The organism is Sphingomonas aerophila, assembly GCF_014199305.1.
Classification (GTDB): Bacteria; Pseudomonadota; Alphaproteobacteria; order Sphingomonadales; family Sphingomonadaceae; genus Sphingomonas; species Sphingomonas aerophila.
The window spans coordinates 191,317-216,540 of record NZ_JACIJK010000007.1 but is presented as its reverse complement, the minus strand read 5'-3'; the positions used below and the strand labels follow the sequence as shown (position 1 = coordinate 216,540).

The window sequence follows — 25,224 nt, the reverse complement described above, 5'->3', positions numbered from 1 at the left end:
TCTGCTAGCACGGTTCTTCCGCATCGCAACGCGAGAGTGGCGCCAAATCGTCCGGGATCGGTTCTCCCGGTGCAATCGCAACGATCCGCCGGGCGAGCGACATCGAATGTCCCGCCCGCAACATGGCCGCGACCTGCTTCTCTCGCGCGGCCCGATCGACGGGCGCAGCCGCAGCATAGGGCCCGATCCGGCGGCGGCGGGCAAAGGTCAGCGCCGCATCCACCGCCGCGTCCGCCAGTGCCGGAGCGATCTCCGCCGCGTCCTCTTCGCCGATCTTCGCGGCCCGAAACGCATCGCGTACCCGTCGTTCGCCAAGACCACGCCGGGTCATCGCCCCTGCCCGCGCTTCGGCAAAGGCGCGGTCGTCGACATAGCCGAACCCCGCCATACGCTCGGCTACCCCGGCCGGATCGGCTGCAGGCCCTTCCCAGCCGCGCTCACGCACCTTGCGGCGCAGATAGTCGGTCAGCTTGCCCCGGCTGGTCGCGAAGCGTTCAACATAGCGCAACGCAAGCCGGTCGAGCGCGGCGGCGTCCAGCGGCGGCGGCGGGCGCCTTTCGCGGCGGGGTCGATCTGGCATGGCCATGTTTGTGCCACACTGGACGAGGAAGGGTAAATGGGCGCTCGTGCCCCAGAAGATACGGTTCTCGAACAGGACGCCACAGGAATGACCATCGCCCCGACTCCCAGCGTGGACGCGCTTCCGCGCCGTTACGCCGATTTCGAGACGCTGGGCGAGGCGCTCGACTATGCCGCAGGCGGCGAGCGCGGCCTGAACTTCCACGATGCGCGCGGCTCCCTGTTGCGGGCTTATCCGTTCTCCGAACTGCGCGAGGACGCGCTGATCGCCGCCCGCCGGTTGATCGCGGCGGGTATCGGGCCCGAGGACCGCATCGCGCTGGTGGCAGAAACCGGCCCTGAGTTCGCGGCCCTGTTCTTTGGCGCGGTCTATGCCGGCGCCTGGCCGGTGCCGCTGCCGCTGCCGACGTCCTTTGGCGGGCGCGACAGCTATGTGGAGCAGCTTCGCGTGCAGCTTGCCAGCTGCGACCCGCGGATGCTCATCTATCCGTCGGAACTGGCCCAGATGGCGGGCGAGGCCGCGCGCGCGGCCGGGGTCGAGGGGATCGACTGGTCCGACCTGGCAGGGCAGGACGCGCCCGAGGCGGCGCTGCCCCAGGCTGATCCGGATGCGATCTGCTACTTGCAATATTCCAGCGGATCGACCCGCTTCCCGCATGGCGTCGCGATCACCCACCGTGCGCTGCTCAACAACCTTGCCGCGCATAGCCATGGCATGGAGATCGACGGCAACGACCGCTGCGTTTCCTGGCTGCCCTGGTACCACGACATGGGACTGGTCGGTTGCTTCCTGTCGCCGGTTGCGAACCAGGTGTCGACCGACTACCTGAAAACGGAGGATTTCGCCCGCCGCCCGCTCGCCTGGCTGGACCTGATCACCCGTAACCAGGGCACCACCCTCTCTTATTCGCCGACCTTCGGCTACGACATCTGCGCCCGTCGCATGTCGTCGCAGACCAAGGCGTCCGACCGCTTCGACCTGTCGCGCTGGCGCGTGGCCGGCAACGGCGCGGACATGATCCGCCCGGACGTGATGCAAAGCTTCGTGGACGCATTCGCGGATGCCGGCTTCAAGGCGTCGGCCTTTCTGCCGTCCTATGGTCTGGCGGAAGCGACGCTGGCGGTTTCGCTGATGCCGCCGGGCGAGGGCATCCGCGTCGAACTGGTGGAGGAAACCGAGCTGTCGGGCGGCGCCGACCGGCGCGACCGGCCGCAGCGTTTTCGCGCGATCGTCAATTGCGGCAAGCCGGTGCGCGACATGGCCGTAGAGATCCGGGAGGAGGACGGCACCCCTCTGCCCGATGGCGCGATCGGCAAGGTCTGGTGCAAGGGCCCGTCCGTTATGGTCGGCTATTTTCGGGATCCGGAGGCGACCGCCGCGTGCATGACCGATGGTTGGCTCGACACGGGTGACATGGGCTACATGTCGGGCGGTTACATCTACATCGTCGGCCGTGCCAAGGACATGATCATCGTCAACGGCCGCAATCACTGGCCACAGGACATCGAGTGGGCGGTTGAGCAATTGCCCGGGTTCAAGGCCGGTGACATCGCTGCGTTCGCCATTACCACGCCCGGCGGTGAGGAAACCCCGGCGGTTCTGGTCCAGTGCCGATCGTCCGACGAGGATGAGCGCGTGCGGCTGCGCGACGAGATCAAGGAGCGCGTCCGCTCCGTCACCGGCATGAACTGTGTGGTCGAGCTGATCCCGCCACGCACCCTGCCGCGCACCAGTTCGGGCAAGCTTAGCCGGGCCAAGGCGCGCAACCTTTACCTTGCCGGTGAGATCAAGCCCTACGACCTGGCCGCGTAACCGATCGGTTTTGCCACGCACGGTGGCATCGCCCCGACGGTGAAACGGTTCGCTAACCTGGTCGCGCTATCGATGTGGCGTGACCAGTCTAGCCGAGCCCTCCGCCGCTGAATCCACCACCGCCAGTCCCGCCTGGCGGCCTCTGCTCGGCCTTGCAGAGGGTGCCGATCCGGCGGAATGGGGCCGGATACGCGCGACCCAGATTCATGCGGGTCGCCAGTTCGTCCTGTTCCTGCTCGCCGCGAACCTGGTGGGTGCGGCCCTGATCGTGATGCTGTTCGCGCACGCGACGCCGACACTGATGCTAGGCGGCTGGGCGGCGGTCACGATCGTTGTCGCCGTAGCGGCCGCGATGCGCCGCCTTGCCACGCCGAAGGCGGCCGATGGCTATGCTACGGTTGCCGACCTGCGCGGCGCGGTGGGAGAAGGTGTTGCGCTTGCCGCGGTCTGGTCCGTGCCGGCGTTGATGTTCGGGGCGCAACCGGGTTCCGCCGCAGCCTATGGCATGTGGATGGTGCTGTCGCTGCTGATGACGGCGACCGCGATCGCGATGGCGCCGCTAGCCCTTGCGACAATGGCGTTTCTTGGCCTGCTTGGCACGATTGTCGGGATCAGGCTTGCGGTGGCGGGCGATGTTGTCGCTGCCAGCACCACCGTGTTGTTCACCGTTCTGCTGGTGATCGCCTGCCTTAATCGCGCACGGTCTTTGGTGATGATCCGTGCCGCGCAGATGGCGCTGGGCGAGCGCGACGAAACCGTCAGCCTGTTGCTGCGCGAGTTCGAGGAATCGGGCGCCGACTGGCTGTGGGAAACCGACGCCGCCCGCCGGGTAGTGAAGGCGAGCCCCCGCTTCGCGTTCGCCTGCGGTCTCGACCCGCTGGCGATCAACGGCATGCCCTTCCTTCAGGTGCTCGCCGGACCGACCTGGGAGTCGGGCAACTTCTCCGCCGGGCTTCGCCTGCTGGCCGAGAAGCTGAAGGCGCGCGACAGCTTCCGTGACCTGCGCCTGCCCGTTCATGTGAAGGGCGAGGAGCGCTGGTGGGAAATCGCCGCCAGCCCACGCTTTGATGAACGCGGCAGCTTTTGCGGGTTCCGCGGCGTCGGCTCGGACGTTACCGAGCAGCGCGCATCGGCGGACAAGATCAACCGCATGGCCCGGTTCGATACGTTGACCGGCCTTCCCAACCGGCTGCAGGTCAACGAAACCTTGGTCCGCGCCATGGCGGAGGCCGAGAAATGGGGCTCGCGATGCGGCTTCATGATGATCGACCTCGACCGGTTCAAGGCGGTCAACGATACGCTTGGTCACCCGATCGGCGACCGCCTGCTGTCCCGCGTGTCGGAGCGACTGTCACAGTTGATGGGCGATTCTGCCATGTGCGGGCGCCTTGGCGGTGACGAGTTCGCGGTCGTCATCCGTGACGCGCGCGACGCCCACGCGGTTGAGGCACTGGCCCACCGCATCATCGAAACCCTGTCGCATCCTTATGAGGTGGACCAGCACACGCTGCACGTCGGCGCGTCGGTCGGGCTGGCGATCGGCCCGCGCGATGGCCGCACGGCGGAGATGTTGATCCGCTCGGCCGACCTCGCTCTTTATCGCGCCAAGGACGCTGGCCGTGGCGTGTATCGCGCTTATGAGCCGCAGTTGCACGTCCAGGCCGAAGAGCGCCGCGTGCTGGAAATGGCGCTGCGCAAGGCGATCGAGAACAATGAAATGTACCTGGCCTATCAGCCTGTGGTGGACGCGGGCACGGGTGGGCTGACCGGGTTTGAAGCGCTGCTGCGCTGGACCCATCCAAAGCTCGGCGCCATCTCGCCCGCCAAGTTCATCCCCCTGGCCGAAGAAGCGCGGCTGATCGGCCCCATCGGTGAGTGGGTCCTGCGCACCGCCTGCGCCGAGGCTGCGCAGTGGCCATCGCACATCCGCGTCGCGGTGAACGCCTCGCCCGACCAGCTTCAAAACCCGGGTTTCGTGTCCGAAGTCGTGTCAGCTCTGGCGCATAGCGGCCTCAGCCCCGAGCGGCTGGAGCTGGAAGTCACCGAAAGCGTCTTCATGCACGAAGGCCTCGGCGCGACCCGGACACTTGAGCGAGTGCTGGACCTTGGCGTCCGGCTCAGCCTCGATGATTTCGGCACTGGCTATTCGTCACTCGGCTACCTGTCGCGCACGCGCTTCTCTTCGATCAAGATCGACCGCAGCTTCGTCCAGGCCGCGTCCAAGGGCGTTCGAGAGGCGATCGCGATCATCCGCGCGGTGGTGGCGCTCGCCAAGAGCCTCGAAATGGCCACCACGGCGGAAGGGGTCGAAACCGAAGCCGAGCACCAAATGGTTCAAGACCTTGGTTGCACCAAGGTCCAGGGCTATTACTTCGGTCGCCCCCTGCCCGTCGAGGAGGCCCGCACTCTCGCCAATCGGTGGGATGAGGCCCGCGCCGCCGCCTGACGCAACGAACTGGCCAGTGCTAGGCCTTCGACGGGTCGTGTCCCCAGTTCATCAGCGAATAACGCCAGCGGCTATGTTCCTTGTCCTCCGCGGGCCCGCCCTGCGCCAGATGGCGGTGAACATAGCCGGTGACCTTCTCCATGTCGGTATAGTCGGCGTCGTCTAGCGCGCCCTTGTTCTTGTGCAGGATCGCGACGATACGCGCGCCTTCCTTGTGGCCGACGCTTTCGCCCGACCCGTGGCCGTCCGCGCCTTTCCAGCCGACTTCCTTTGACTCCTCGGTAACAAGCCATTTCTCCAGCGCAGCCGGAGTCATGTTCACCGCCTGCTTGAACGCTGCATAGGTTTCGGCGTGGTCATCCTTCGCGGCCATGGCGCTCTCCTTCAGAGCGGCCAACGCGTGTTGCCGGACCAGGGTTGCCGATTGGCAGGCGCAGGCTCGTCAGCGCGCGGCCAGCACAATCTCCCGCCCCGTACCTGCACGGGCGATGGCCGGCTGATCCAGCCATGCATTGTCCCTGGCAGCCTCCTCAAGCACCTTCTTCTGGTACAAGTCCCCGTCCGGACCGCCGATGCCATCGAACTGGATCAAGGCGGCGAACTTCTGGTCGTGAGCGAAGCTGGCCGGCAACGGGTGCATGCTCGCCATCCGCTGAACCGCGTGCAGGGCAGCCTTGTCGAGCAGGCGATTGCCGGAACTTCGTGCGATCGTCACCTTGTCGGGCCGGCCGTCATCGCTGCAATTGAACTTCACGCGAACGACGCCGCCGCGCGGATAGTCGCCCATCAGGTCGCTGGGGTAGCGCAGGTTGCGGTCGAGCTCCTTCTGGATGCGAACCGCCCAGGTCTTGAACGTAACGGCATCACTCGGATGGTTTGACGTTGCAGGGCCCGGCTCGGCGACGGCACTGGCCACCAGGAGGCAAGCTGCGACAATAGCCGCAGCGATAAATCGCGGCTGCATGATCTCTCTCCCACTGTAGCTCGGGCCGATCGCCCGCAGGGGGCGCGGCCCATTTCACGCTGACAACGCTACGCCTCCGGGCGCCGCGCCTGCAGCCGAACTTGCGCTTCGGTGAAACAGCCTGTGCAAAAGCGGACCCGGGGAAAGCAGGACCCAGGGATCGGGATCACGGTCTCCAGTCGCTTAACGGTGCACCCAATAGGCGAACACTGCCGCCTGCAGCCGGGCCACCTCCCCCGCCGCAGCAGGCCCGGTCCAGTCGCCGACGTAGCTGGAGTCGCGGGCATGGGCGAGCCACCAGCCCTGCCCCGGCAGCCCGTCACTGGCCCGCACGACCAGCACTGCAAGCTCGGGCTCACCCGACCCCTTGCCCTCGCGATCGACCGCGTCGAGCGTGCGGCAGAGCGCGCGCATCTTGGGCCGGGTGAATGCCAGGCCAAGCCGCCCGAGCAGCCCGGCATACGTGACCGCGTGTCCCCCGCGCGCCGCCTCGATCAGCAGCGAGCGGACGCGGGGCACGTCACCGATGATGCCCGCGTCAGATGTGAACGGCGCGCCCGTAGGCCCCCAGCACGCTTTCGTGCATCATTTCGGACAGGGTCGGATGCGCGAACACCGTTTCCATCAACTCGGCTTCGGTCGTCTCAAGCTGCCGCGCGACCACATAGCCCTGGATCAGCTCCGTCACTTCCGCTCCGACCATATGGGCGCCCAGCAGCTCGCCGGTCTTGGCGTCGAACACGGTTTTCACAAAACCGTCCGCTTCGCCCAGCGCGATAGCCTTGCCGTTGCCGATGAAGGGGAACTTGCCGACCTTGATCTCCCGGCCCGTTTCCTTGGCCTTGGCCTCGGTCAGGCCGACGCTCGCGACCTGGGGACGGGAGTAGGTGCAGCCTGGGATGTTCCACGTTTCGAACGGGTGCGGGTTCTCGCCCGCGATCTTCTCGATGCAGACAATTCCTTCATGGCTCGCCTTGTGCGCCAGCCAGGGCGCGCCGGTCACGTCGCCGATGGCGTAGATGCCCTCGACATTGGTGCGGCCATAGCCGTCGACCTTGATGTGCCCACGCTCGGTTTCGATGCCCAGCGCTTCCAGCCCGATATTCTCCGTGTTGGGCACGATGCCGATCGCGACGATGACGTGGCTGAAATCTTCGGCGGTGACCTTGCCGTCCTTGCCCTTGATCTCCGCCTTTACGCTCTGCGCGCCGGGGTTGATCGCCTGGACGCCCGCGCCCGTGATGATCTTGATCCCGTCCTTGGTCAGCCGCTTTTCCATGAACGCGCTGACTTCCTCGTCCTCGACCGGCAGGATGCGGGGCAGCATCTCGACCACGGTCACGTCCGCGCCCATGTCATTGTAGAAGCTCGCGAATTCGATCCCGATCGCACCCGATCCGATCACGAGGAGCTTGGTCGGCATCTCCGTCGGCACCATCGCGTGGCGATAGGTCCAGATGCGCTTGCCGTCCGCCTTGGCGAACGGCAGGTCACGGGCGCGCGCGCCGGTGGCGATCATGATGTGCTTGCCGGTGAGCTCGGTCTTCTGGTCGCCAGCCGTGACGGTCAGCTTGCCCTTGCCCGTCAGCGCGCCGACGCCCTCGAACACCTGGACCTTGTTCTTCTTCATCAGCCCCTTGACGCCCGCATTCAGCTGGCCCGCCACCTTGCGGCTGCGGTCTACGATCGCGTTCAGGTCGAAGCCGATGTTCTCCGCCTTCAGACCATAGTCCTTGGCGTGGGTCATATAGTGGTAGACCTCCGACGTGCGCAGCAGCGCCTTGGTCGGGATGCAGCCCCAATTGAGGCAGATGCCGCCCAGCCGCTCGCGCTCCACGATCGCGACCTTCATGCCTAGCTGCGACGCGCGGATCGCCGCCACATAGCCGCCGGGACCCGAGCCCAGGATGATGAGGTCGAATTGGTCAGCCACTGGATGCTCCGGACGAAATTGAGTTGGCAGTTAGATAAGAACGAGGGCGCTACGCGGCCACCATCCCCGGCACGCGGCGGGGCTGGCGATCTTCACCGATCGCGACAAAGACGAAACGGGCCTGCGTTACCTGGTACGCCTCATCCGAATGACGGCCGCGACGCCAGGCCTCGACCTCGATGGTCATGGACGTGTTGCCGGTGGCAACCAGCGTCGCGTAAACCGACACCTCGTCCCCGACGATCACCGGGCGGTGGAACTTCATGCCCTCCGCCGCGATCGTCACCGCGCGTCCGCCGCAGTGGCGCGACGCGATCGAGCCGGCGGCAAGGTCCATCTGGCCCATCAGCCAGCCGCCGAAGATGTCGCCATAGGGATTGGCGTCCGCCGGCATGGCGGTCACCCTTATGGTCGGGCAGCCTTCGGGCAAGCTCGTCATCGTCCACTCCGGTCGAGCAGCTGCGCGCGACGAAGCGGGCCGATGCTCATCAGTACGGTTGCGACCGCGCCAAAGATGCCACAGGCCCAGATCACGTCACGGCCCAGCGGATAGGCCCAGGCTACCGCCGCCGCCACGGCAAGCGCTACCAGCAACCCGGCTACAAGGTTGAGCAGCTCGGTCAGCATGTGGCGGCCCATGTCCACGGTCCTCAGGCGAGCATGCCCAGCGGCTTCTCGACCAGGTGCTTGAACGCGCGCATCAGCTCAGCCCCGTCCGCGCCATCGATCGCGCGATGGTCGAAGCTGCCGGTGGCGGACATGACGGTCGCGACACCCAGGCTACCGTCGTCCAGCACCCAGGGCCGCTTTTCACCCGCGCCGACCGCCAGGATCATGCCCTGCGGCGGATTGATCACGGCGTCGAACTGCTTGATCCCGTACATGCCCATGTTGCTGAGCGAGGCGGTGCCGCCCTGATATTGTTCGGGCTTCAGCTTGTTGTCGCGGGCAAGGCCGGCCAATTCCTTGATCTCCGTCGCGATCGCCGACAGCGACTTGGTATCGGCGTGGGTCACGACGGGGGTGATCAGGCCCGAGGGCGTCGAAACCGCGACCGAGATGTCGGCCCGGCTGAAGGTGATCAGCTGGTCGGGCGTGAACATGACGTTGCACTTGGGCACCTGAACCAGTGCCACCGCCAGCGCCTTTACCAGCAGGTCGTTGACCGACAGCTTCACCCCGCGCGATTCCAGCGACGCGTTGAGTTCGCCGCGAAGCTTCAGCAGCGCGTCCAGGCGTACGTCCACCGTCAGATAGATGTGCGGCACGGTCTGTTTCGATTCGGTCAGGCGGCGAGCGATCGTCTTGCGAACGTTCGACAGCTTGGTCGCTTCGTGCGGGATGTCGGGAATGGCGACCGGCTTGGGCGCTGCAACAGGCGCTGGCGAGGCGGCCTGCGCTTCGGGCGCGGGCTGCGAAACGGCAGCCTGAGGCGCCGCAGCGCCGGGCTTGAAGCCCTCGACATCCGCCCGGACAACGCGCCCGTTCGGGCCGGATCCGCTCACTGCGCCCAGGTCCACGCCCTTTTCCGCGGCGATCCGACGCGCGAGAGGGCTCGCCTTCACCCGGCCACCATCATTCGCGCCGCCGCCATTGGCGGACGACGACGGCGTCGCGCCGGTGGGCTCCGCGCCACCCGAGGGCGGGCGGCCATGATCCTCGGCCTGGGACAGCGTACGCTCGAACGGCTCGGCTTCCTTGCCGGTCTTGTTCGGGTCCTCGGCGCCGGCCTTGTCCGCGGCGGATCCTGCCGGCGGCGCCTCGCCCGGCTCATGCCCGCCAGCGCCGGAGGCGGCGCCCGCACCACTGGCGGCTGCGGCGACATCCTCGCCTTCGCCGGCCAGGATCGCGATCACCGCGCCGACCTTTACGTTGTCAGTGCCCTCGGCAACCAGCACCTTGGCAATGGTACCTTCGTCGACGGCCTCGAACTCCATGGTCGCCTTGTCCGTTTCGATTTCGGCCATGATGTCGCCGGACTTCACCTGGTCGCCTTCCTTGACCAGCCAGCGCGCCAGCGTGCCCTCCTCCATGGTAGGCGAAAGCGCGGGCATCTTGATCTCGATCGGCATGAGGTCCTCAGGGGCAAGGCTCTTGGAATGCGGCGTCTCTCGCGCCCCCGTCGCGCCGGGTCAAGCTTTGCAGCGCTTGCGTGTGTGTCGCACTCACGTCAGGCTGTGCCCATGCGAACATATCTGGTGGTAATTGACGATAGTCCCGAGGCGGGAATCGCCCTTCGGTTCGCCGCACGCCGCGCCGTGAAAACCGGCGGCGGGGTGGAAATACTTTCCCTGGTGCCGACGCCCGAGTTCATGGCGTTCGGCGGCGTCCAGGCGACGATCGAGGAAGAAGCGATGCTTCATGCCGAAGGACTGGTCGCCGCAGCCGCGGGCACGCTGATCGAGGAATCGGGACTTCGCCCTTCCATCACCGTGCGCCAGGGGGACGGCCCCAAGATCATTCGCGAGATGATGGCCGAGCAGCCCGATATCGCCGCGCTGGTTCTGGGTGCGGCGGCAACCGGTGCGCCCGGACCGCTGGTCACGCACTTTGCCGGCGCCGACGCGGGAACGCTGCCAGTGCCGGTGATGATCATTCCCGGATCGCTGACCCGCGAAGACATTGATCGCCTGAGCTGACCGGAGTTTCTCCATGCGTTCCATTCTTTTGCTCGCCCTTCCCGCCGTGCTGGCACCAGCCGCCGCGGACGCACAATCAACCGAGGAGAGCCCCCGGCGCACCCGTGTCGCCCTGGGCCCGCAGCTGACGCCGAGCTACCCCGGCGCAGACACCGTCAGCCTGCGTCCGCTTGTCGACGTGGCGCGCAGCCGCGGTGACGCTCCCTTCGCCTTTGAAGCGGCCGATGAGAGCTTTGGCCCTGGCCTGTTTCGCAAAGGTCCGGTCGGGATCGGGCTGGCCATCGGGTTCGAAGGCAAGCGAAGCCGCGGCGACACGGACGGACGACTGTCGCCGGTTGGCTTCACCGTGGAAGCGGGCGGGTTCATCAACTACCAGGTCGCGGCGCCCTTTCGCCTGCGGATCGAGGCGCGCCAGGGCATCGGCGGGCACAAGGGGCTGATCGCTTCCGTCGGCGCGGACTATGTAGCCCGCGATGGCGACCGGTGGCTATTCTCGCTCGGGCCCCGGGTCACCTTGGCCAGCGCCCGTTACAACCGCGCCTATTTCGGGGTCCGCGCGGCGGACGTCGTTACTGCCCGCCTGCCCGCATATCGGCCTGACGGTGGCCTTCAGGCGGTGGGTGCAACGGCGGGGCTGGTTCGCCAGTTCACCCCGCGCTGGGGCGTCTATGCCTATACGCGCTACGACCGCTTCGTCGCCGACCCGGGGCGCTCACCAGTTCTGCGGGAAATTGGGTCACGCAATCAGCTGGCGGGCGGGGTCGCGCTCACGCACACGTTTGGCCGCGGGGTTCACTAGCCCGCGGCCGAGAGCGGGCGTTACTTGCAGGCGCACCGCGGGCGCGCGGCCCAGCGCTTGCGATTGACCCTGTGCGGGCGGGAATAGGTGACGACATCCTCGTATGTGGTCGTCGTGGTGGTCACCACCGGCGCGCTCTGCACCGTCACGGTCGTCGTTCCCGCACCATAATGGCCGCCCGCGCTTGTGGCCACCACCGTGGTCGCGCCATCGGGAGAGGTCCAGCTGTTCGGTCGGTAGCCGGGATAGGCCGGCGGTGCATAAGGTTGTGGCGGATAATAGGGCGCATAGCCCCGCGCGCCGGGCGCAGGCCGATAGCCACGGCCGCGATCCTCCGACTTGTCGAGCGCATAGCCGGCCGCCGCGCCGACGCCTGCGCCGATCAGCGTGCCGCCCAGCCGGTTGCCGCGCCCGGCGATCAGGTTGCCTGCGACCCCGCCCGCAACCGCGCCCACCGCCGCACCGCCCAGCCCCGTGTCACGGCGATCCCGCTCGTAACCGCGATCCTCGTACACGCTTGCGGCATAGCCATCGTCATAGGCGTCGCCCTCACCGTCCCAGTCGACGCCGGACACGGTGTCATAGATCGAGCCGCGATCGTCGATCAGCACCGCATCGTCATAATAGCGCGACCAGCTATACCCGACCGGCGGCTGCGCCAGGCCATAGCCTGCCCAGTCGGTGACGTAAAAGCGCGGTGCGACCCAATAGCGGGGCAGCACATAACCGCGCGCCGGCCGGCGATACGCGCCCCAGCCGCCCGGCGCGTTGACCCCGCCCCACCAATGCCCGCCAACCTTGCTCCCCCAGCGCGACACATGGGTGCCCGGACGCGAGCCAACCGGACGATAGCCGGGGGTCGGGCGATAAGCGGGGACCGGCTGAACGCCCGGACGCGGGAAGGAGGCACCCGGAGCATGGCCGACGCGGGTTTGCGCAGAGCCGTTGCTCGCGGCCAATGCCGCCACGGCCACTGCCGTCCCCAGAAACAGCCTCTGCATCCCGCCAATCCCCTGTTCGATACGTCCGCGCAACGCCGGTTGCTTAGCGCGTGCTTACCGTTGGGGGTTGGGCCCTGCCAGAGCGCGCCGAGTCCCGATTCGGATCAGCCGATCCGGTCTGCCAGCAACGCGGCAATCGCCTCTCCCCCAAGGGCATCGTCCGCATCGAAGCGACCCGGCACAGGGCTGTCGAGGTCCAGCACCGCGATCACCTTGCCATCGCGCTTGATCGGCACGACCAGCTCGGACCGGCTCGCCACATCGCACGCGATATGCCCTGGAAAGGCGTGGACGTCCGCCACGACCTGGGTCTCGCCGGAGGCCGCAGCCGTGCCGCACACGCCACGGCCGACGGGGATGCGGATGCAGGCAGCCTTGCCCTGGAACGGCCCCAGCACCAGTTCGCCCTCCACCATGCGGTAGAAGCCAGCCCAGTTAAGGTCGGGCAGATATTGCCAGATCAGCGCCGCGGCATTGGCCATGTTGGCGATGCCATCGCGCTCGCCCCCGGTCAGCGCATCGAGGGCGCCGACGACCTCACGGTACAGTGCGTCCTTGCCGTCCGCCTGAATGTCGAAAGCATACATCAATCGATCCTTACCTTGCCGCGGGCCGCCTTGACGACACTGCGACCCTTTTTCTCGTCCACCCGCCTTGCCCTGGCCGCGCGCGAAGGCTTGGTCACCACACGCCTGGCCTCCCGCTTCTCCGCCTCGGCCAACAGCTCGGCCAGCCTTTCCCGCGCGTCTTGCCGGTTCGCCTCCTGCGTCCGGTAACGCCGCGCGGTCAGCACCAGCGTGCCTGAAGCGGTCAGCCGGCTGCCCGCCAACAGCTTCAGCCGCCGATAGGTTTCCGGATGCAGCCCCAGCCGAAACACGTCCACTCGCAGCTGGCAGGCAGTCGCGACCTTGTTGACGTTCTGCCCGCCCGGTCCCGTCGCCGCGAGGAAGCGTTCCTCCAGCGCGTCGTCGGGCACGTCGATCATGACCAGTTCCCGAAACGCTCCGGCATCGGCGCTTCTGCGAATACGGGCTCCTTGCCCGGTCGTGGCAATTTCAGTGCGGCAGCGTGGAGCATCATGCCGGCACGGTCCGCCTGCCCGTACACCGGGTCGCCCACTACCGGCACGCCCAGTCCCGTTGCGGCATGAACGCGAATCTGGTGCGTGCGCCCGGTTTCAGGCCGAAACTCCACCAGCGCCCGGCCGTCCTTGACCTGCACCGTCCGCCAGCCGGTACGCGCCGACTTGCCCTTGGGATCGGCGACCATCCGCCATCCAGCATCGCGGCTCGACACCTTGGCAAGGGCAAGGTCGATGGTGCCGCCCTCACCTTCCGGCACCCCGTCCAGCACGGCGAGGTAGCGTTTTTCCACCAGCCCGGCCTCGAACGCCTGGCCAAAGCGCACCGCCGCCTTGGGATTGCGCGCCAGCAACAGGCAGCCGCTGGTGTCGCGGTCAAGACGATGCACTGCCACCGGCCAGCGGCGAAAGCCCAGGCGTAGCTGTTCCAGGTGATTGTCGAGGCTGAGCGATCCGTCGCGGGGGCGGTCGACGGGCAAGCCGGCGGGCTTGTCGATGACCAGTGCCTCGCCGTCGACGAACAAGATGCGATCTGGGTCCATGGTGAAGCGCCTTGCCACTGCTGCGCCGGCCATGCCAGTGCCCGTGCCCATGCCCAGCCTGACATTGCGTGTCGCTTCCGCCCTGCTGCTGATCGCTCCCACCGCCGCCTTTGCGCAATGCGAGGCCCGTGCGCCGATCGCCGCGGACGGCCGCATGCTGGGACATCTGCCCTATGGAGAGGCGGCGCCGACCGACCTCACTGCTATTCCGGGAGGCATGTCGGTCAAAGGTGGCTGCCGGTTGCGGCCAGAGGTACTGCCCGACTTGCAGCGGATGCTTGCCGCCGCGGCCGCTGACCCGGCGGCGGGCGGGCGGCTTTTGGCGCTGTCGTGCCATCGCGGGCTGACTTGGCAGCAGGCGGTGTTTTGCCGGGAGTTCCAGCCCGATGCCGCCGACCGCGCCATCTCCGTCGCGCCGCCGGGGCACAGCGAGCATGCCACCGGCTATGCGCTCGATTTCGCGATCAGGCCGCAAAATGGCTGTCCGGACGCCGATGGCTGCATGGCCGCGCTGCCGGCCGCCAACTGGCTACGCCTCAACGCATCGCGCTATGGGTTCGAGATGTCCTTCCCCGCCGGCAACAAGCAGGGGGTGAAGTGGGAGCCATGGCATTGGCGCTGGGTGGGAACGTCCGCCACCGCCCCAGGCGCGGCGCGGGCACGCGCGCTGTTCGCAAGGGCTCGCCGCAGCTTCCCCGCGGCGCCTGTCGCTCCTTGAGGCGATAACGCCGGTTCGGCAGTGGCACGGCACCGCCACGCAGCATGCGTGACGGTGCCCATTCATCATGCGGCGATCTTGGCCGCCAGCCTGGCTACACGAGCGCCCTGGTATCGCGCGCCGTCCAGTTCGACCTGGCTCGGCTGGCGCTGGCCGGTCTGGCCCGCAATCGTGCTCGCGCCATAGGGGGTCGCGCCATGCGCCTCACCCTCGCCCGCATGGCCTTCGAACCCGTAATCGAGCCCGACAATGGTCATGCCATGGTGCAACAGGTTGGTGAGGATGGAGAACAGGGTCGTCTCCTGCCCGCCATGCTGCGTTGCTGTCGAGGTGAACGCCGCGCCCACCTTCCCGACGAGCGCGCCCTTGGCCCAGAGTGGTCCGGTGGTGTCCCAAAAGGCTGCCATCTGGCTCGGCATCCGGCCAAAGCGGGTCGGTGCGCCGACCACGATCGCGTCATAATCGGCAAGCCTGTCAGGGCCATCGATCACCGCGTGCGAGCTATCGGTCTTGAAGTGAGCGGCCTCCACCACCGCCTGCGGGGCGGTTTCGGGCACGCGGAACACGTCCACCTCCGCTCCTGCCGAGCGGGCGCCCTCTGCGATCGAGTCGGCCAGCGTCTCCAGATGGCCGTAGGACGAATAGTATAGCACCAGAACCTTGGTCATTCTCACCTTCTCCTTTTACGCCGCGTCGACCAGAATGATCTCGGCATCTTCGATTGCGGTGATCACCACCGCTTGGCCGCCTGCCAGCGCCGCGCCATCGCGCGTGCCGATCCGCTCACCGTTGATGTCCAGCGTGCCCGTCGCAGGCACCAGGTAAGCATGGCGACCCTCGCCGATGCCGTGGGTCACGCTTTCACCCGCCTTGAGCGTCGCGCCCATGACGCGAGCATCGGCGCGGATGGGCAGCGCGTCCGTGTCCTCGGCGAAGCCGGATGCCAGTGTCACCAGCCGCCCTGCGCGTTCATCACGCGGGAACGGCTGCGCGCCCCAGGTGGGTGCCCCGCCCATACGGCGCGGCTCGATCCAGATCTGGAAGATGCGGGTCGTGCCCGGCTCCAGATTGTATTCGGCATGGCGGACCCCCGTTCCTGCGCTCATCACCTGAATGTCGCCGGCCTGCGTGCGACCGGTGTTCCCCATCGAGTCCTGGTGCGTGATCGCGCCTTCGCGGACATAGGTGATGATTTCCATGTCGCGGTGGGGGTGCGGCGGGAAGCCGGAATTGGCGGCGATCGCGTCGTCGTTCCAGACACGGATCGAACCCCAGCCCATGCGTTCTGGATCGTGATAGTCTGCGAATGAAAAATGGTGCCGCGCGTCCAGCCAGCCATGATTGGCATGGCCCAGCGTGTCGAACGCGCGCCGCTCAACGCCTCTGGTTATAGTGCCCGTGTCGGTGGTCATCGGAGCATCTCCTGTGTTGCCGACAAGATAGGCGACGCGAGCGGCGCGTAAACGGAAACGCTGGAAACCGATCGTTTCTCCGCTTAGTCTCGCCCGATGCGTTTGCCCGATCTCGAAGCCTGGGCCATCTTCGCCGCCGTGGTTGAACATCGCTCCTTCAGCGGTGCGGCCGACGCGGTTGGCCTCAGCAAGGCCACTGTTTCCAAAGCTGTGGCGCGGCTCGAGGCGCATCTGGGACAATCACTGTTCCACCGCACCTCGCGTCGGCTGGCGTTGACGGAAGCGGGGCGGCCGCTTGCCGACCACGCTCGCCGCATCCTTGCCGAAGCGACCGCCGCAGAGGAGGCGGCGCGCGACGCCGCGAGTGCGTTCGCCGGCCGCATCCGCCTCGCTGCGCCGATGAGCTTCGGCGTCACCAGCGTTGCACCGCTGCTGGCGCAATTTCTGGCCGACCATCCCGGGATAGAGATCGACCTGAGCCTGTCCGACGCCAGGGTGGATATCGTTGCGGAAGGGTTCGATATTGCCCTGCGCATCGCCGACCTGCCCGACAGCAGCCTGCGCGCGCGGCGTCTGTGCGGGATCGAGGTGCATATCGCCGCCTCTCCCGCCTATCTTGCCCGCCATGGCACGCCCCGCCATCCGGTCGAGCTGGGCGAGCACCGGTTGCTGGGCTACTCGAACGCGACCGGACCCTGGCACTTTCGGGGTCCAGGCGGCGCGGAGGCATCGGTGCGCGCAGTTGGGCCGCTCACCGCGAACAGCGGCGACGCGCTGGTGCCTGCGCTGATCGCCGGGCTGGGCATCGCGCGGCTGCCGGGCTTCATCGTCGGCCCCCACCTGGCATCGGGCGAGCTGGTGGCGATCCTGCCCGACTGGACGCCCCCGCCGATCGGGCTGCATCTGTTGACCCCGCCCAGCACGCTGCGGCCGGCACGCGTGGAAGCGTTGATCGCGTTTCTCGCCGCCAATCTGCGCGATCCATGTGCCGCTGTCCTACTGGCCGTTGATGTGCCACGACGGGCGAATGGCTGACCGGCTCGAAACGCGATCTACCAAAAACCTTCGTGGACGAGCGACGCCGCTCGGATGAGCCGGCTTTCACCCGACGCCGACGATGCGCGGTTCATCCGGCGCACCGTGATCCTGATTGTCATTGCGGCAGTTGTCGCGGCGCTGGTCCGGGCGGGCGACCTGTTGATCCTGGCCTTTGGATCGATGCTGGGCGCCATCGCGATCCATGCGCTCGCCGACCTTTACCGCGAGAAGCTGCGGCTGTCGGCCAAGCCGGCGCTGGCGCTTGGCATGGCGACGGCGCTGGCAATCATCGCCTTCCTGGTCTGGCTGTTCGGCGTCGCCTTTCGCGAGCAGGTGGAGGTTCTGGTCACCCGCGCACCGGTACTGATCAACCAGTTCGCGGCCTGGCTTTCCGCATCGCCCGTTGGTGCGAAGATCGTGGACGCGGTCCGGGCAGCTTATGCCGGTAGCCGCGCCGCGCAGGATCTGTCGGGGCTGGTGGAGGGGGCGGGCGAGCTTGTTCTCAACGCGCTGTTGCTGCTGGTCGGCGCCCTGTTCTTCGCCGCCGATCCGAAGGTGTATGAGCGCGGGTTCCTGCTGCTGATCCCGCCCTCCAAGCGCCCCGCCTTTGAGGACGCGCTATTCGACGTCGCCTCCACGTTGCGGCTGTGGCTTCGCGCGCAGTTGATCCAGATGACCACCATGGGCGTGCTGGTCGGCCTCGGCCTATGGATCGCGAACGTGCCATCCGCCGCGGCGCTGGGCCTGTTGGCGGGGCTGTCCGAATTCATCCCGTATATCGGCCCGACCGCGGCAATGCTGCCCGCGCTGGGCCTGGCCGCGACCAAGGGGACCGGCCCGATCATCGGTACGCTGGTTACCTACGCCGTGGTTCGGCTGGTTCAGTCGAACCTGATCACGCCCTATGTGACCAGCCGGGTCGTCTCGATCCCGCCGGCCATGACCCTGTTCGTGATAATCGGCGTCGGCTATGTCTTCGGCCTGTTCGGGCTGTTCTTTTCGGCGGCCCTGCTGGTTGTCCTGTTCACGCTGGTCCGCTCGCTGTACCTGCGCGAAGTGTTGGGCGAGCCAATACCGCGGGCAGAGCACCAGACGTTATTGTCGCGCCGGCCTGCACCTCCGTCCCCGCCGCCATCCAGCACATGACCAGTTCTGGTTTCGATACCCGGGGTTAGCGCTAAATTAACCTTTTGCCTTCAGAACTTGCATAGTTAATGGATCTGGTCTGGTTACCGCGCCGGGAATGCGGGGGGCCGGAAACGGGGGTTTACCTGATGCGCGTACTGCTGATCGAGGACGAGCCGACAACCGCCAAGGCGATTGAGCTCATGCTCACGACCGAAGGCTTCAACGTCTACAACACCGACCTTGGCGAGGAGGGTTTGGACCTTGGCAAGCTGTATGATTACGACATCATCCTGCTCGACCTGAACCTGCCCGACATGCACGGCTATGACGTGCTCAAAAGACTGCGTGTTGCGCGGGTCACCACGCCGGTGCTGATCCTGTCGGGCATCAACGAAATGGACTCCAAGGTCCGCTCGTTCGGCTTCGGCGCTGACGACTACGTCACCAAGCCGTTCCACCGTGAAGAGCTGGTTGCCCGGATTCACGCGGTGGTGCGCCGTTCCAAGGGCCATTCGCAGTCGGTCATCCGTACCGGCAAGCTGTCGGTGAACCTGGATGCCAAGACCGTCGAGGTCGATAGCGCCCGCGTCCACCTGACCGGCAAGGAATATGCGATGCTGGAGCTGCTGTCGCTCCGCAAGGGCACAACGCTGACCAAGGAAATGTTCCTGAACCATCTTTATGGTGGCATGGACGAGCCTGAACTCAAGATCATCGACGTGTTCATCTGCAAGCTTCGCAAGAAGCTGAGCCTGGCCTGCGAAGGCGAGAACTACATCGAAACGGTCTGGGGCCGCGGCTATGTGCTGCGCGAGCCAGAGGACGCCGTCGCGGTCGCCTGACAAGCTGAGATTACTGCTGTGCAACTGGCCGCTATGTGGCCCGTGTCCATCGCGTGAGAAATCGTGGCCACGTATCGGTTCGTCGCAGCAGCCTCACTTGGATCATTGAACTAGGTGCCCCTGCGAGCCACTTCGGCGGGCAGGAAGAGGGCCATGAACGACGATACCGAGCAGGAATATTTCTACCACCGCGCCGAAGCCGAAATTGAAGCGGCACAGCGATCTACCTCTACCCCGGCCGTGCAGGCCCATGTCGAGCTCGCCGAGCGCTACCTGGACCTTGCGGGCAGCTTTACGCCGGAGTCGGACGAGTAAGCGGCCAGCCTGCGGCTAGACGGTGAAGCTTTCACCGCAGCCGCAGCTGCCCTTCGCATTCGGGTTGTTGAACACGAACCCGGCGGTGAAATCGTCCTCGACCCAATTCATGGTCGACCCGATCAGGTACAGGATCGATCCCCCGTCGACGAACAGCGTGCCGCCGGGCGTGTCGATCCGTTCGTCGAACGGTTTTGCCTCGGTGACATAATCAACCGAATAGGCGAGCCCCGAACAGCCGCGGCGCGGGGTGGAAAGCTTGACCCCGATCGCGTCGGCCGGCGCCTTGCTCATCAGGTCCGCGATCCGCGCATGGGCCGAAGGTGTCAGGTTTAGCGCCGCTGGCCGCGGCCGGAGCGTGGTCGCCATCACAGCATTCCCAGTTCTAGCTTGGCATCGTCGGACATCTTCTGCGGATCCCAGGGCGGGTCCCAGACCAGATTGACGTCTGCAATCGCGATGCCGGGCACCGATCCGACCCGCAGCTCCACCTCCGCCGGCATCGATTCGGCAACGGGGCAATTCGGCGTCGTCAGCGTCATGCTGACGGTGGCATGGCCTTCGTCGGTCACTTCGACGCCATAGATCAGGCCCAGGTCATAGATGTTGACCGGGATCTCGGGGTCATAGATCTCCTTGAGAACGCCGATCACGCCCTCATACAGGTCGCCACCAGGCTCTCCGGGTGCCACGCCTTGCGGCTTTTGCGACAGAAAGCCGTCCAGATAGTCGCGCTTGCGCTCCAACGTCTCGCCGACGCCCTCGACACGCGCCTTGGGCGGCGGCGCGACGCCCTCCACCTCTTCGACTTCATAGCTCATCCGAAAATCCTCGATACCCGCTCGACGCCCTTCACCAGCGCGTCGATGTCCGCCGGGCCGTTATATACCCCGAAGCTTGCCCGCGCGGTCGCCTCGACGCCCAGGGCCGTCATCAACGGCTGTGCGCAATGGTGGCCGGCACGGACCGCCACGCGGCCCTCGTCCAAGATGGTGGCGACGTCGTGCGGATGCACCCCCTCCACCATGAAACTGACGATACCGGCCGAGTTTTCAGGGCCAAGCAGCCGCACCGAGTTGATGCCGCGCAACGCTTCGCGCGCCTGCGTCACCAGTGCCGTTTCATGAGCATGGATCGCCGGCAGGCCGATCGCGTCGACATAGTCGATCGCGGCATGGAGGCCGAGCGCGCCGATAACGTGGGGCGTTCCCGCCTCAAAGCGTCCAGGCGCCGGGGCATAAGTGGTCCGCTCCCATGTCACCTTGTCGATCATCGACCCGCCGCCCTGCCATGGCGGCATCGCGTCCAGCAGTTCGGCCCGGCCCCACAGCACACCGAACCCGGTCGGGCCATAAAGCTTGTGCGCGGAGAAGACGTAGAAGTCGCAGCCAAGCGCTGCCACGTCGACCGGCAAACGCGGCACGGACTGACACCCGTCGATCAGGATCTTCGCCCCGACCGCATGGGCGATCCGCACGGCGCGCTCGGCGTCCAGGACCGAGCCCAGGACGTTGGACACGTGCGCAAAGGCGACCAGCTTGTGCTCGGGCCGGATCATCGCCTCGGCAGCGCCCAGATCGATCTGGCCGTCCGCGGTCAGCGGCACCACGTCGATGGCCGCTCCAACACGTTCGGCCGCCATCTGCCAGGGCACGATGTTGCTGTGATGCTCCAGCATCGACAACAGGATGCGGTCACCCGCCCTCAGCTGCGTCGCGGCCCAGCATTGCGCCACGAGGTTGATCGCCTCCGTCGCGCCGCGGACGAACACCACTTCGTTCTCGGATTCGGCGCCAATGAAGCGCGCCACCCGCCGCCGCGCCGCCTCAAACGCCAGCGTCATGTCGGCGGAGCGCTGGTACACGCCGCGGTGAACGGTGGCGTAGGTTTCGCCATAGGCTCGCGCGATCGCGTCCACCACGACCTGCGGCTTTTGCGCCGTCGCGGCGGTGTCGAGATACGCCCACCCATCAGGGATTGCCGGAAAGTCGGCAACCACATCTAGCGGCCGGGTGTCGAGGCCCAGGATCATAGCGTCCGTTCCAGCCAGGCGTCCGCATCGGCGGCGAAGGCATCACGGACGCCCTCGTTCCCGATCCGATCCAGCGCGTCGGCCACGAAAGCGCGGGTCAGCAGCGCCTGCGCGCGGGGACGCGGGATACCGCGCGACTGCATGTAGAACAGCGCACGACCGTCGAGCTCGCCGACCGTGGCGCCATGGGCGCACTTCACGTCGTCGGCGAAGATCTCAAGCTCGGGCTTCAGGTTGACGGTCGCGGTGCGCTGCAGCAACAGTCCGCGCAGCGATTGCTCGCCGTCGGTCTTCTGCGCGTGGCGCGCAACCTCTACCGCGGCAGCAAGGCTCGCGACGGAGGTGTCGGCCGCAACCGCACGCCATAGCTGGTGCGATTGCCCGTTCGGTTCGGCATGGCGGACACGCACCGCGCATTCCTGCCGCTGTTCGCCCGCGGTCAGCAGCGCACCGCCGACTTCCGCATAACCGCTCTCCCCGACAACAACCGCGCCGTCGATGCGGGTGCCCGCGGTGCCTGCGCCCAGGAACGTGGACACAAGGCTGGCGCCGGTGCCAAGCTGCGCTTCGTCACGCAGGCTGGTGAAGCCGCCTTCCTGGATCAGCCGCACCGCGCGACCGAGCCGGGCCGCGCTGCCAAGCTCGATCCGCGTCACGCGATTGGACCAGCCAGCGCCGACAAAGGTTTCGACGACCTGCGCAACCGCATTGTCGGCAAGGACGATCTCCGCTGGCAGGTGGTTCTCGCCACCTGTCGCGATATGAACGACCTGCACGGGATCAGCAGCGGCGTCCGCATCCAGCCGCAACGACCAGCCTATCCCCGTCGCGCGGCCACCCAGCGCATGCTCCCCGCCCCTCAGGTGCCCGAGCGAAACCTGATCGAGCACCGAATGCGCCTCGTCCAGCACACCGTTGACGAACAGCAATCGCGCGCCCGGCAGGTCGAGGAAATGCGGTTCGTGCCCAGCCCGCGCGATCGGTGCCAGCGCCGCCGCCGCGGACAGCGCGCCAAGATCGGCCCAGCGCCAGGCCTCGGCGCGAGTGGACGGAAGATCGATCAACGGCATCAGCGTTCCCCCGCAAAAGGGCGCGAAAGGGTCACGCCGCGATCTCCGCGTAGCCCTCACGCTCGAGCTGGTGGGCGAGCTCCGCCCCGCCCGACCGGGTGATGCGGCCGTCGGCCAGAACATGCACGAAGTCGGGCTGCACATAGTCGAGCAGGCGCTGGTAGTGGGTGATCAGCAGCACCGCCTTCTCCGGGGCCCGCATGATGCGGTTGATGCCGTCGCCAACGATCCGCAGCGCGTCGATGTCGAGACCGGAGTCGGTTTCGTCGAGGATCGCGAACTTCGGGTTGACGATGCCCATCTGCACCATCTCGTTCCGCTTCTTCTCACCGCCGGAAAAGCCGACATTGACCGGGCGCTTCAGCATCTCGGCATCCATGTCGAGCTTGCGCGCTTCCTCACGCGCGAGCTTCAGGAACTCCGCGCCCGACAGCGCCTTTTCCTCGCGGCTGGCGCGTTGCGCGTTTAGCGCCTCGCGCAGGAACTGGACGTTGGAGACGCCGGGAATCTCGACCGGGTACTGGAAACCGAGGAACAGGCCGGCCGCTGCGCGCTCATGCGGCGCAAGCTCGAGCAGGTCCTGACCGGCGAACGTGACCGACCCGTCGGTCACCTCATAGCCGGGGCGTCCGCCCAGGACATAGCCCAGCGTCGACTTGCCGGCCCCGTTCGGCCCCATGATCGCATGCACCTCGCCCGCGTTCACGGACAGCGAGAGGCCCTTGAGGATCGGCTTGCCGTCAATCTCGGCGTGGAGGTTTTCAATAACTAACATCGTCATCCCGGCGTTGGCCGGGATCACGTCCCGACCGTTGTGGTTTGGTCCCGGCACCTGGCCGGGGTGTGGCAGATCAGCCGACGCTGCCCTCGAGACTGATCCCCAGCAATTTCTGCGCCTCGACCGCGAACTCCATGGGGAGCTGCTGCAGTACTTCACGCGCGAAGCCATTGACGATCAGCGCGACGGCTGCCTCCTGATCCAGACCGCGGCTCATCGCGTAGAAAAGCTGGTCCTCGCTAATCTTGGACGTGGTCGCTTCGTGCTCGATCTGGGCCGAGGGATTGCGCACCTCGATATACGGCACCGTATGCGCGCCGCACTGGTCGCCCAGCAAAAGGCTGTCGCACTGGGTGAAGTTGCGCACGCCCTCCGCCGTCGGCGCGACGCGCACCAGCCCACGATAAGTGTTGTCAGACCGCCCGGCGCTGATCCCCTTGGACACGATGGTCGATTTCGTGTTCTTGCCGAGGTGGATCATCTTGGTGCCGGTATCGGCCTGCTGGCGATTGTTCGTCACCGCGACCGAGTAGAACTCGCCCACGCTGTTATCGCCCGCCAGCACGCAGCTGGGATATTTCCAGGTGATCGCGGAACCGGTCTCAACCTGCGTCCAGCTGACCTTGCTGTTCCGGCCCTGACAAAGCGCGCGCTTGGTGACGAAATTGTAGATGCCGCCGACACCGTTCTCGTCACCCGGATACCAGTTCTGGACGGTCGAGTATTTGATCTCGGCATCGTCCAGCGCGACCAGCTCTACCACCGCGGCGTGGAGCTGGTTCTCGTCACGCATCGGCGCGGTGCAGCCTTCGAGGTAGCTGACATAGCTGCCCTTGTCGGCGACGATCAACGTGCGCTCGAACTGGCCGGTATTTTCCGCATTGATACGGAAATAGGTCGACAGCTCCATCGGGCAGCGCACGCCTTCCGGAATGTAGACAAACGTACCGTCCGAAAAGACCGCGCTGTTGAGCGTTGCGAAATAGTTGTCGCGCTGCGGCACAACCTTGCCCAGCCATTTGCGGACGAGGTCGGGATATTCGCGGATCGCTTCGCTGATCGACCGGAAGATCACGCCCGCGCGCTCCAGTTCCGCGCGAAAGGTGGTCGCGACCGAAACGCTGTCGAACACCGCATCGACCGCGACGCGACGCGGCGGCTCGGCGCCCTCAACATTGGCGAGCAGCTTCTGCTCCTCGATCGGGATGCCGAGCTTCTCGTAAGTCCGGCGAATTTCCGGGTCTAGCTCGTCCAGGCTCGCGATGGTCGCCTTGGCCTTGGGCTCCGCGTAATAATACGCGTCCTGGTAGTCGATCGGCGGGATGTTCAGCTTCGACCAGTCGGGCGCTTCCATGGTCAGCCACAAGCGGAACGCCTTCAGCCGCCAGTCGAGCATCCATTCGGGCTCGTTCTTCTTGGCGCTGATATAGCGAACGGTGTCCTCGCTCAGCCCCTTGGGCGCGAAGTCCTGTTCGATGTCGGTGGCAAAGCCCCACTCGTACTTCTTGGAGACGGCCGCATAGGCCTCTGCGTTCTTGGTGGCCATCAGTTCAATACCTCGGCAACAGCCATGACGGGCATAGCGGCGCGGTGATCGGAAGAAGGAAGCGAAGCGAGCCGGGCAAGGCTGACCGAAGCGAGCGCACCGCGCACCGCTTCGTTGACGATGCCCCAATGCGGCTTGACCTGGCAGTGGCCGTCGAGCGCGCAGTCGTGGCGCTCCAGGTCGACACAGGTGGTAAGCGCGATCGGCCCTTCCACTGCCTCGATGATGTCGGCGAGCGTGATAGCCGAGGGCGGTCGCGACAGGCGAACCCCGCCGCCCGTGCCCCGCGCGCTTTCCAGCAGGCCCGCGGCGGACAAGCGGCTGACCAGCTTTTGCGCGGTCGGCAGCGGTACGCCGGTCTGCTCGGCGAGCAGGGTCGCGTTGAGCCGCGCCGTGCCACAGGAGCGGGCGGCGGCGGTCAGCATGACCACGGCATAATCGGCTAGCGAAGACAGGCGCATGTTGTTGCGAACAACTCTCAAATCGGACCAGTTCGGTCCGATTGGCAGATGGTCCTTCGGGCCCGTCGCGTCAACCGGGCAATCGGC

30 protein-coding genes are annotated in these 25,224 nt (G+C 66.5%); 9 read left to right on the top strand and 21 right to left on the bottom strand.

Translation table 11 applies throughout. The features are described 5' to 3' along the window. Positions 1–4: 4 nt before the first annotated feature. Positions 5–586 (bottom strand): regulatory protein RecX, encoded by a 582-nt coding sequence (locus FHS94_RS12620; protein WP_184058359.1) that lies wholly within the window; start codon positions 584–586, stop codon positions 5–7. A gap of 81 nt (positions 587–667) precedes the next feature. Between FHS94_RS12620 and FHS94_RS12615 the strand changes: the two genes are divergently transcribed. Both FHS94_RS12615 and FHS94_RS12610 read left to right on the top strand, forming a co-directional pair. Then, the gene (locus FHS94_RS12615; RefSeq protein ID WP_184058528.1) at positions 668–2,392 is read left to right on the top strand and encodes a fatty acyl-AMP ligase; all 1,725 of its coding nucleotides are present in this window, start codon (positions 668–670) and stop codon (positions 2,390–2,392) included. 79 nt (positions 2,393–2,471) lie between these two features. Beyond that, on the top strand, positions 2,472–4,838 hold the full coding sequence (locus tag FHS94_RS12610; protein WP_184058357.1) for an EAL domain-containing protein: 2,367 nt from the start codon (positions 2,472–2,474) through the stop codon (positions 4,836–4,838). Positions 4,839–4,857: 19 nt separating this feature from the next. Here FHS94_RS12610 and FHS94_RS12605 read toward each other — a convergent pair whose 3' ends face one another. From FHS94_RS12605 to FHS94_RS12575, 7 genes are all read right to left on the bottom strand, one after another. Then, positions 4,858–5,211 carry a DUF3140 domain-containing protein gene (locus tag FHS94_RS12605; RefSeq protein WP_184058356.1) on the bottom strand — a complete coding sequence of 118 codons (354 nt, stop codon included), beginning with the start codon at positions 5,209–5,211 and terminating at the stop codon, positions 4,858–4,860. Between the two features lie 69 nt (positions 5,212–5,280). Next, the gene (locus tag FHS94_RS12600; protein ID WP_184058353.1) at positions 5,281–5,802 is read right to left on the bottom strand and encodes a cell envelope integrity TolA family protein; all 522 of its coding nucleotides are present in this window, start codon (positions 5,800–5,802) and stop codon (positions 5,281–5,283) included. Positions 5,803–5,985: 183 nt separating this feature from the next. Continuing rightward, a complete protein-coding gene (locus tag FHS94_RS12595; protein ID WP_343055276.1) occupies positions 5,986–6,321 on the bottom strand; it encodes a ribose-phosphate pyrophosphokinase in 336 nt (111 codons plus the stop codon). Between the two features lie 19 nt (positions 6,322–6,340). Beyond that, positions 6,341–7,735, bottom strand: a complete 1,395-nt coding sequence (gene lpdA / locus FHS94_RS12590; protein WP_184058351.1) for a dihydrolipoyl dehydrogenase — start codon at positions 7,733–7,735, stop codon at positions 6,341–6,343. 49 nt (positions 7,736–7,784) lie between these two features. Continuing rightward, positions 7,785–8,174 carry an acyl-CoA thioesterase gene (locus FHS94_RS12585; protein WP_184058349.1) on the bottom strand — a complete coding sequence of 130 codons (390 nt, stop codon included), beginning with the start codon at positions 8,172–8,174 and terminating at the stop codon, positions 7,785–7,787. Continuing rightward, a complete protein-coding gene (locus FHS94_RS12580; protein ID WP_184058347.1) occupies positions 8,171–8,374 on the bottom strand; it encodes a hypothetical protein in 204 nt (67 codons plus the stop codon). The genes FHS94_RS12585 and FHS94_RS12580 overlap by 4 nt, the downstream gene beginning before the upstream one ends. A gap of 11 nt (positions 8,375–8,385) precedes the next feature. Beyond that, positions 8,386–9,807, bottom strand: a complete 1,422-nt coding sequence (locus FHS94_RS12575; RefSeq protein WP_184058345.1) for a pyruvate dehydrogenase complex dihydrolipoamide acetyltransferase — start codon at positions 9,805–9,807, stop codon at positions 8,386–8,388. Positions 9,808–9,918: 111 nt separating this feature from the next. Between FHS94_RS12575 and FHS94_RS12570 the strand changes: the two genes are divergently transcribed. Next, entirely contained in the window at positions 9,919–10,374 is a 456-nt protein-coding gene (locus FHS94_RS12570) for a universal stress protein (RefSeq protein ID WP_184058343.1), read from the top strand. Positions 10,375–10,387: 13 nt separating this feature from the next. Next, positions 10,388–11,173 carry a MipA/OmpV family protein gene (locus tag FHS94_RS12565; protein ID WP_184058341.1) on the top strand — a complete coding sequence of 262 codons (786 nt, stop codon included), beginning with the start codon at positions 10,388–10,390 and terminating at the stop codon, positions 11,171–11,173. A 20-nt stretch (positions 11,174–11,193) separates the two neighbouring features. On the opposite strand, the gene FHS94_RS12560 is transcribed toward FHS94_RS12565, so the two are convergent. The 4 genes from FHS94_RS12560 to FHS94_RS12545 form a co-directional block, all read right to left on the bottom strand. After that, on the bottom strand, positions 11,194–12,174 hold the full coding sequence (locus tag FHS94_RS12560; RefSeq protein ID WP_184058339.1) for an RcnB family protein: 981 nt from the start codon (positions 12,172–12,174) through the stop codon (positions 11,194–11,196). Between the two features lie 104 nt (positions 12,175–12,278). Further along, the gene (locus FHS94_RS12555; RefSeq protein ID WP_184058337.1) at positions 12,279–12,761 is read right to left on the bottom strand and encodes a GAF domain-containing protein; all 483 of its coding nucleotides are present in this window, start codon (positions 12,759–12,761) and stop codon (positions 12,279–12,281) included. Continuing rightward, positions 12,761–13,159 (bottom strand): alternative ribosome rescue aminoacyl-tRNA hydrolase ArfB, encoded by a 399-nt coding sequence (gene arfB / locus FHS94_RS12550; protein WP_184058335.1) that lies wholly within the window; start codon positions 13,157–13,159, stop codon positions 12,761–12,763. Before arfB ends, FHS94_RS12555 begins: the two co-directional genes overlap by 1 nt. Further along, positions 13,156–13,797 carry an RluA family pseudouridine synthase gene (locus FHS94_RS12545; RefSeq protein WP_184058333.1) on the bottom strand — a complete coding sequence of 214 codons (642 nt, stop codon included), beginning with the start codon at positions 13,795–13,797 and terminating at the stop codon, positions 13,156–13,158. The genes arfB and FHS94_RS12545 overlap by 4 nt, the downstream gene beginning before the upstream one ends. Here FHS94_RS12545 and FHS94_RS12540 point away from each other — a divergent pair. Then, positions 13,781–14,515: a M15 family metallopeptidase gene (locus FHS94_RS12540; protein ID WP_246348598.1), complete on the top strand. Its 735-nt coding sequence runs from the start codon at positions 13,781–13,783 to the stop codon at positions 14,513–14,515. The two genes, FHS94_RS12545 and FHS94_RS12540, sit on opposite strands and share 17 nt — an antisense overlap. A gap of 65 nt (positions 14,516–14,580) precedes the next feature. Here FHS94_RS12540 and wrbA read toward each other — a convergent pair whose 3' ends face one another. Next, entirely contained in the window at positions 14,581–15,183 is a 603-nt protein-coding gene (wrbA, locus tag FHS94_RS12535; protein WP_184058331.1) for an NAD(P)H:quinone oxidoreductase, read from the bottom strand. 15 nt (positions 15,184–15,198) lie between these two features. Next, positions 15,199–15,927: a pirin family protein gene (locus FHS94_RS12530; RefSeq protein WP_184058329.1), complete on the bottom strand. Its 729-nt coding sequence runs from the start codon at positions 15,925–15,927 to the stop codon at positions 15,199–15,201. Between the two features lie 96 nt (positions 15,928–16,023). Between FHS94_RS12530 and FHS94_RS12525 the strand changes: the two genes are divergently transcribed. The 4 genes from FHS94_RS12525 (at position 16,024) to FHS94_RS12510 (ending at position 19,250) form a co-directional block, all read left to right on the top strand. Continuing rightward, positions 16,024–16,962, top strand: a complete 939-nt coding sequence (locus FHS94_RS12525) for a LysR family transcriptional regulator (RefSeq protein ID WP_184058327.1) — start codon at positions 16,024–16,026, stop codon at positions 16,960–16,962. A 54-nt stretch (positions 16,963–17,016) separates the two neighbouring features. After that, positions 17,017–18,111, top strand: coding sequence for an AI-2E family transporter (locus FHS94_RS12520; protein WP_184058325.1), 1,095 nt, complete (start codon positions 17,017–17,019; stop codon positions 18,109–18,111). Positions 18,112–18,239: 128 nt separating this feature from the next. Then, positions 18,240–18,935 carry a response regulator transcription factor CtrA gene (gene ctrA, locus FHS94_RS12515; protein ID WP_184058323.1) on the top strand — a complete coding sequence of 232 codons (696 nt, stop codon included), beginning with the start codon at positions 18,240–18,242 and terminating at the stop codon, positions 18,933–18,935. 153 nt (positions 18,936–19,088) lie between these two features. Further along, positions 19,089–19,250, top strand: coding sequence for a hypothetical protein (locus FHS94_RS12510; RefSeq protein WP_184058321.1), 162 nt, complete (start codon positions 19,089–19,091; stop codon positions 19,248–19,250). Positions 19,251–19,265: 15 nt separating this feature from the next. Here FHS94_RS12510 and FHS94_RS12505 read toward each other — a convergent pair whose 3' ends face one another. The 7 genes from FHS94_RS12505 to FHS94_RS12475 all read right to left on the bottom strand — a co-directional run bounded on the left by FHS94_RS12505 (position 19,266) and on the right by FHS94_RS12475 (position 25,137). Beyond that, the gene (locus FHS94_RS12505) at positions 19,266–19,619 is read right to left on the bottom strand and encodes a HesB/IscA family protein (protein ID WP_184058319.1); all 354 of its coding nucleotides are present in this window, start codon (positions 19,617–19,619) and stop codon (positions 19,266–19,268) included. After that, on the bottom strand, positions 19,619–20,071 hold the full coding sequence (locus FHS94_RS12500; protein WP_184058318.1) for an SUF system Fe-S cluster assembly protein: 453 nt from the start codon (positions 20,069–20,071) through the stop codon (positions 19,619–19,621). Before FHS94_RS12500 ends, FHS94_RS12505 begins: the two co-directional genes overlap by 1 nt. Beyond that, positions 20,068–21,282 (bottom strand): aminotransferase class V-fold PLP-dependent enzyme, encoded by a 1,215-nt coding sequence (locus FHS94_RS12495; RefSeq protein WP_184058316.1) that lies wholly within the window; start codon positions 21,280–21,282, stop codon positions 20,068–20,070. The genes FHS94_RS12500 and FHS94_RS12495 overlap by 4 nt, the downstream gene beginning before the upstream one ends. Further along, a complete protein-coding gene (locus FHS94_RS12490) occupies positions 21,279–22,352 on the bottom strand; it encodes a SufD family Fe-S cluster assembly protein (protein WP_184058314.1) in 1,074 nt (357 codons plus the stop codon). The genes FHS94_RS12495 and FHS94_RS12490 overlap by 4 nt, the downstream gene beginning before the upstream one ends. Positions 22,353–22,383: 31 nt before the next feature. After that, positions 22,384–23,127, bottom strand: a complete 744-nt coding sequence (sufC, locus tag FHS94_RS12485) for a Fe-S cluster assembly ATPase SufC (protein ID WP_184058312.1) — start codon at positions 23,125–23,127, stop codon at positions 22,384–22,386. A 76-nt stretch (positions 23,128–23,203) separates the two neighbouring features. Then, complete coding sequence (gene sufB, locus FHS94_RS12480; protein WP_184058310.1) at positions 23,204–24,676, bottom strand: Fe-S cluster assembly protein SufB; 1,473 nt, start codon at positions 24,674–24,676, stop codon at positions 23,204–23,206. Continuing rightward, complete coding sequence (locus tag FHS94_RS12475; RefSeq protein WP_184058308.1) at positions 24,676–25,137, bottom strand: SUF system Fe-S cluster assembly regulator; 462 nt, start codon at positions 25,135–25,137, stop codon at positions 24,676–24,678. Before FHS94_RS12475 ends, sufB begins: the two co-directional genes overlap by 1 nt. Between the last annotated feature and the right edge of the window lie 87 nt (positions 25,138–25,224).

Coding starts and splice junctions, on each gene's coding strand:
- FHS94_RS12620 (WP_184058359.1), bottom strand. CDS start 586: ATGGCCATGCCAGATCGACCCCGCCGCGAAAGGCGCCCGCCGCCGCCG.
- FHS94_RS12615 (WP_184058528.1), top strand. CDS start 668: ATGACCATCGCCCCGACTCCCAGCGTGGACGCGCTTCCGCGCCGTTAC.
- FHS94_RS12605 (WP_184058356.1), bottom strand. CDS start 5,211: ATGGCCGCGAAGGATGACCACGCCGAAACCTATGCAGCGTTCAAGCAG.
- FHS94_RS12600 (WP_184058353.1), bottom strand. CDS start 5,802: ATGCAGCCGCGATTTATCGCTGCGGCTATTGTCGCAGCTTGCCTCCTG.
- FHS94_RS12585 (WP_184058349.1), bottom strand. CDS start 8,174: ATGACGAGCTTGCCCGAAGGCTGCCCGACCATAAGGGTGACCGCCATG.
- FHS94_RS12580 (WP_184058347.1), bottom strand. CDS start 8,374: ATGGGCCGCCACATGCTGACCGAGCTGCTCAACCTTGTAGCCGGGTTG.
- FHS94_RS12575 (WP_184058345.1), bottom strand. CDS start 9,807: ATGCCGATCGAGATCAAGATGCCCGCGCTTTCGCCTACCATGGAGGAG.
- FHS94_RS12570 (WP_184058343.1), top strand. CDS start 9,919: ATGCGAACATATCTGGTGGTAATTGACGATAGTCCCGAGGCGGGAATC.
- FHS94_RS12565 (WP_184058341.1), top strand. CDS start 10,388: ATGCGTTCCATTCTTTTGCTCGCCCTTCCCGCCGTGCTGGCACCAGCC.
- FHS94_RS12560 (WP_184058339.1), bottom strand. CDS start 12,174: ATGCAGAGGCTGTTTCTGGGGACGGCAGTGGCCGTGGCGGCATTGGCC.
- FHS94_RS12555 (WP_184058337.1), bottom strand. CDS start 12,761: ATGTATGCTTTCGACATTCAGGCGGACGGCAAGGACGCACTGTACCGT.
- arfB (WP_184058335.1), bottom strand. CDS start 13,159: ATGATCGACGTGCCCGACGACGCGCTGGAGGAACGCTTCCTCGCGGCG.
- FHS94_RS12540 (WP_246348598.1), top strand. CDS start 13,781: ATGCGATCTGGGTCCATGGTGAAGCGCCTTGCCACTGCTGCGCCGGCC.
- FHS94_RS12545 (WP_184058333.1), bottom strand. CDS start 13,797: ATGGACCCAGATCGCATCTTGTTCGTCGACGGCGAGGCACTGGTCATC.
- wrbA (WP_184058331.1), bottom strand. CDS start 15,183: ATGACCAAGGTTCTGGTGCTATACTATTCGTCCTACGGCCATCTGGAG.
- FHS94_RS12530 (WP_184058329.1), bottom strand. CDS start 15,927: ATGACCACCGACACGGGCACTATAACCAGAGGCGTTGAGCGGCGCGCG.
- FHS94_RS12525 (WP_184058327.1), top strand. CDS start 16,024: ATGCGTTTGCCCGATCTCGAAGCCTGGGCCATCTTCGCCGCCGTGGTT.
- FHS94_RS12520 (WP_184058325.1), top strand. CDS start 17,017: ATGAGCCGGCTTTCACCCGACGCCGACGATGCGCGGTTCATCCGGCGC.
- ctrA (WP_184058323.1), top strand. CDS start 18,240: ATGCGCGTACTGCTGATCGAGGACGAGCCGACAACCGCCAAGGCGATT.
- FHS94_RS12510 (WP_184058321.1), top strand. CDS start 19,089: ATGAACGACGATACCGAGCAGGAATATTTCTACCACCGCGCCGAAGCC.
- FHS94_RS12505 (WP_184058319.1), bottom strand. CDS start 19,619: ATGGCGACCACGCTCCGGCCGCGGCCAGCGGCGCTAAACCTGACACCT.
- FHS94_RS12500 (WP_184058318.1), bottom strand. CDS start 20,071: ATGAGCTATGAAGTCGAAGAGGTGGAGGGCGTCGCGCCGCCGCCCAAG.
- FHS94_RS12495 (WP_184058316.1), bottom strand. CDS start 21,282: ATGATCCTGGGCCTCGACACCCGGCCGCTAGATGTGGTTGCCGACTTT.
- FHS94_RS12490 (WP_184058314.1), bottom strand. CDS start 22,352: ATGCCGTTGATCGATCTTCCGTCCACTCGCGCCGAGGCCTGGCGCTGG.
- sufC (WP_184058312.1), bottom strand. CDS start 23,127: ATGTTAGTTATTGAAAACCTCCACGCCGAGATTGACGGCAAGCCGATC.
- sufB (WP_184058310.1), bottom strand. CDS start 24,676: ATGGCCACCAAGAACGCAGAGGCCTATGCGGCCGTCTCCAAGAAGTAC.
- FHS94_RS12475 (WP_184058308.1), bottom strand. CDS start 25,137: ATGCGCCTGTCTTCGCTAGCCGATTATGCCGTGGTCATGCTGACCGCC.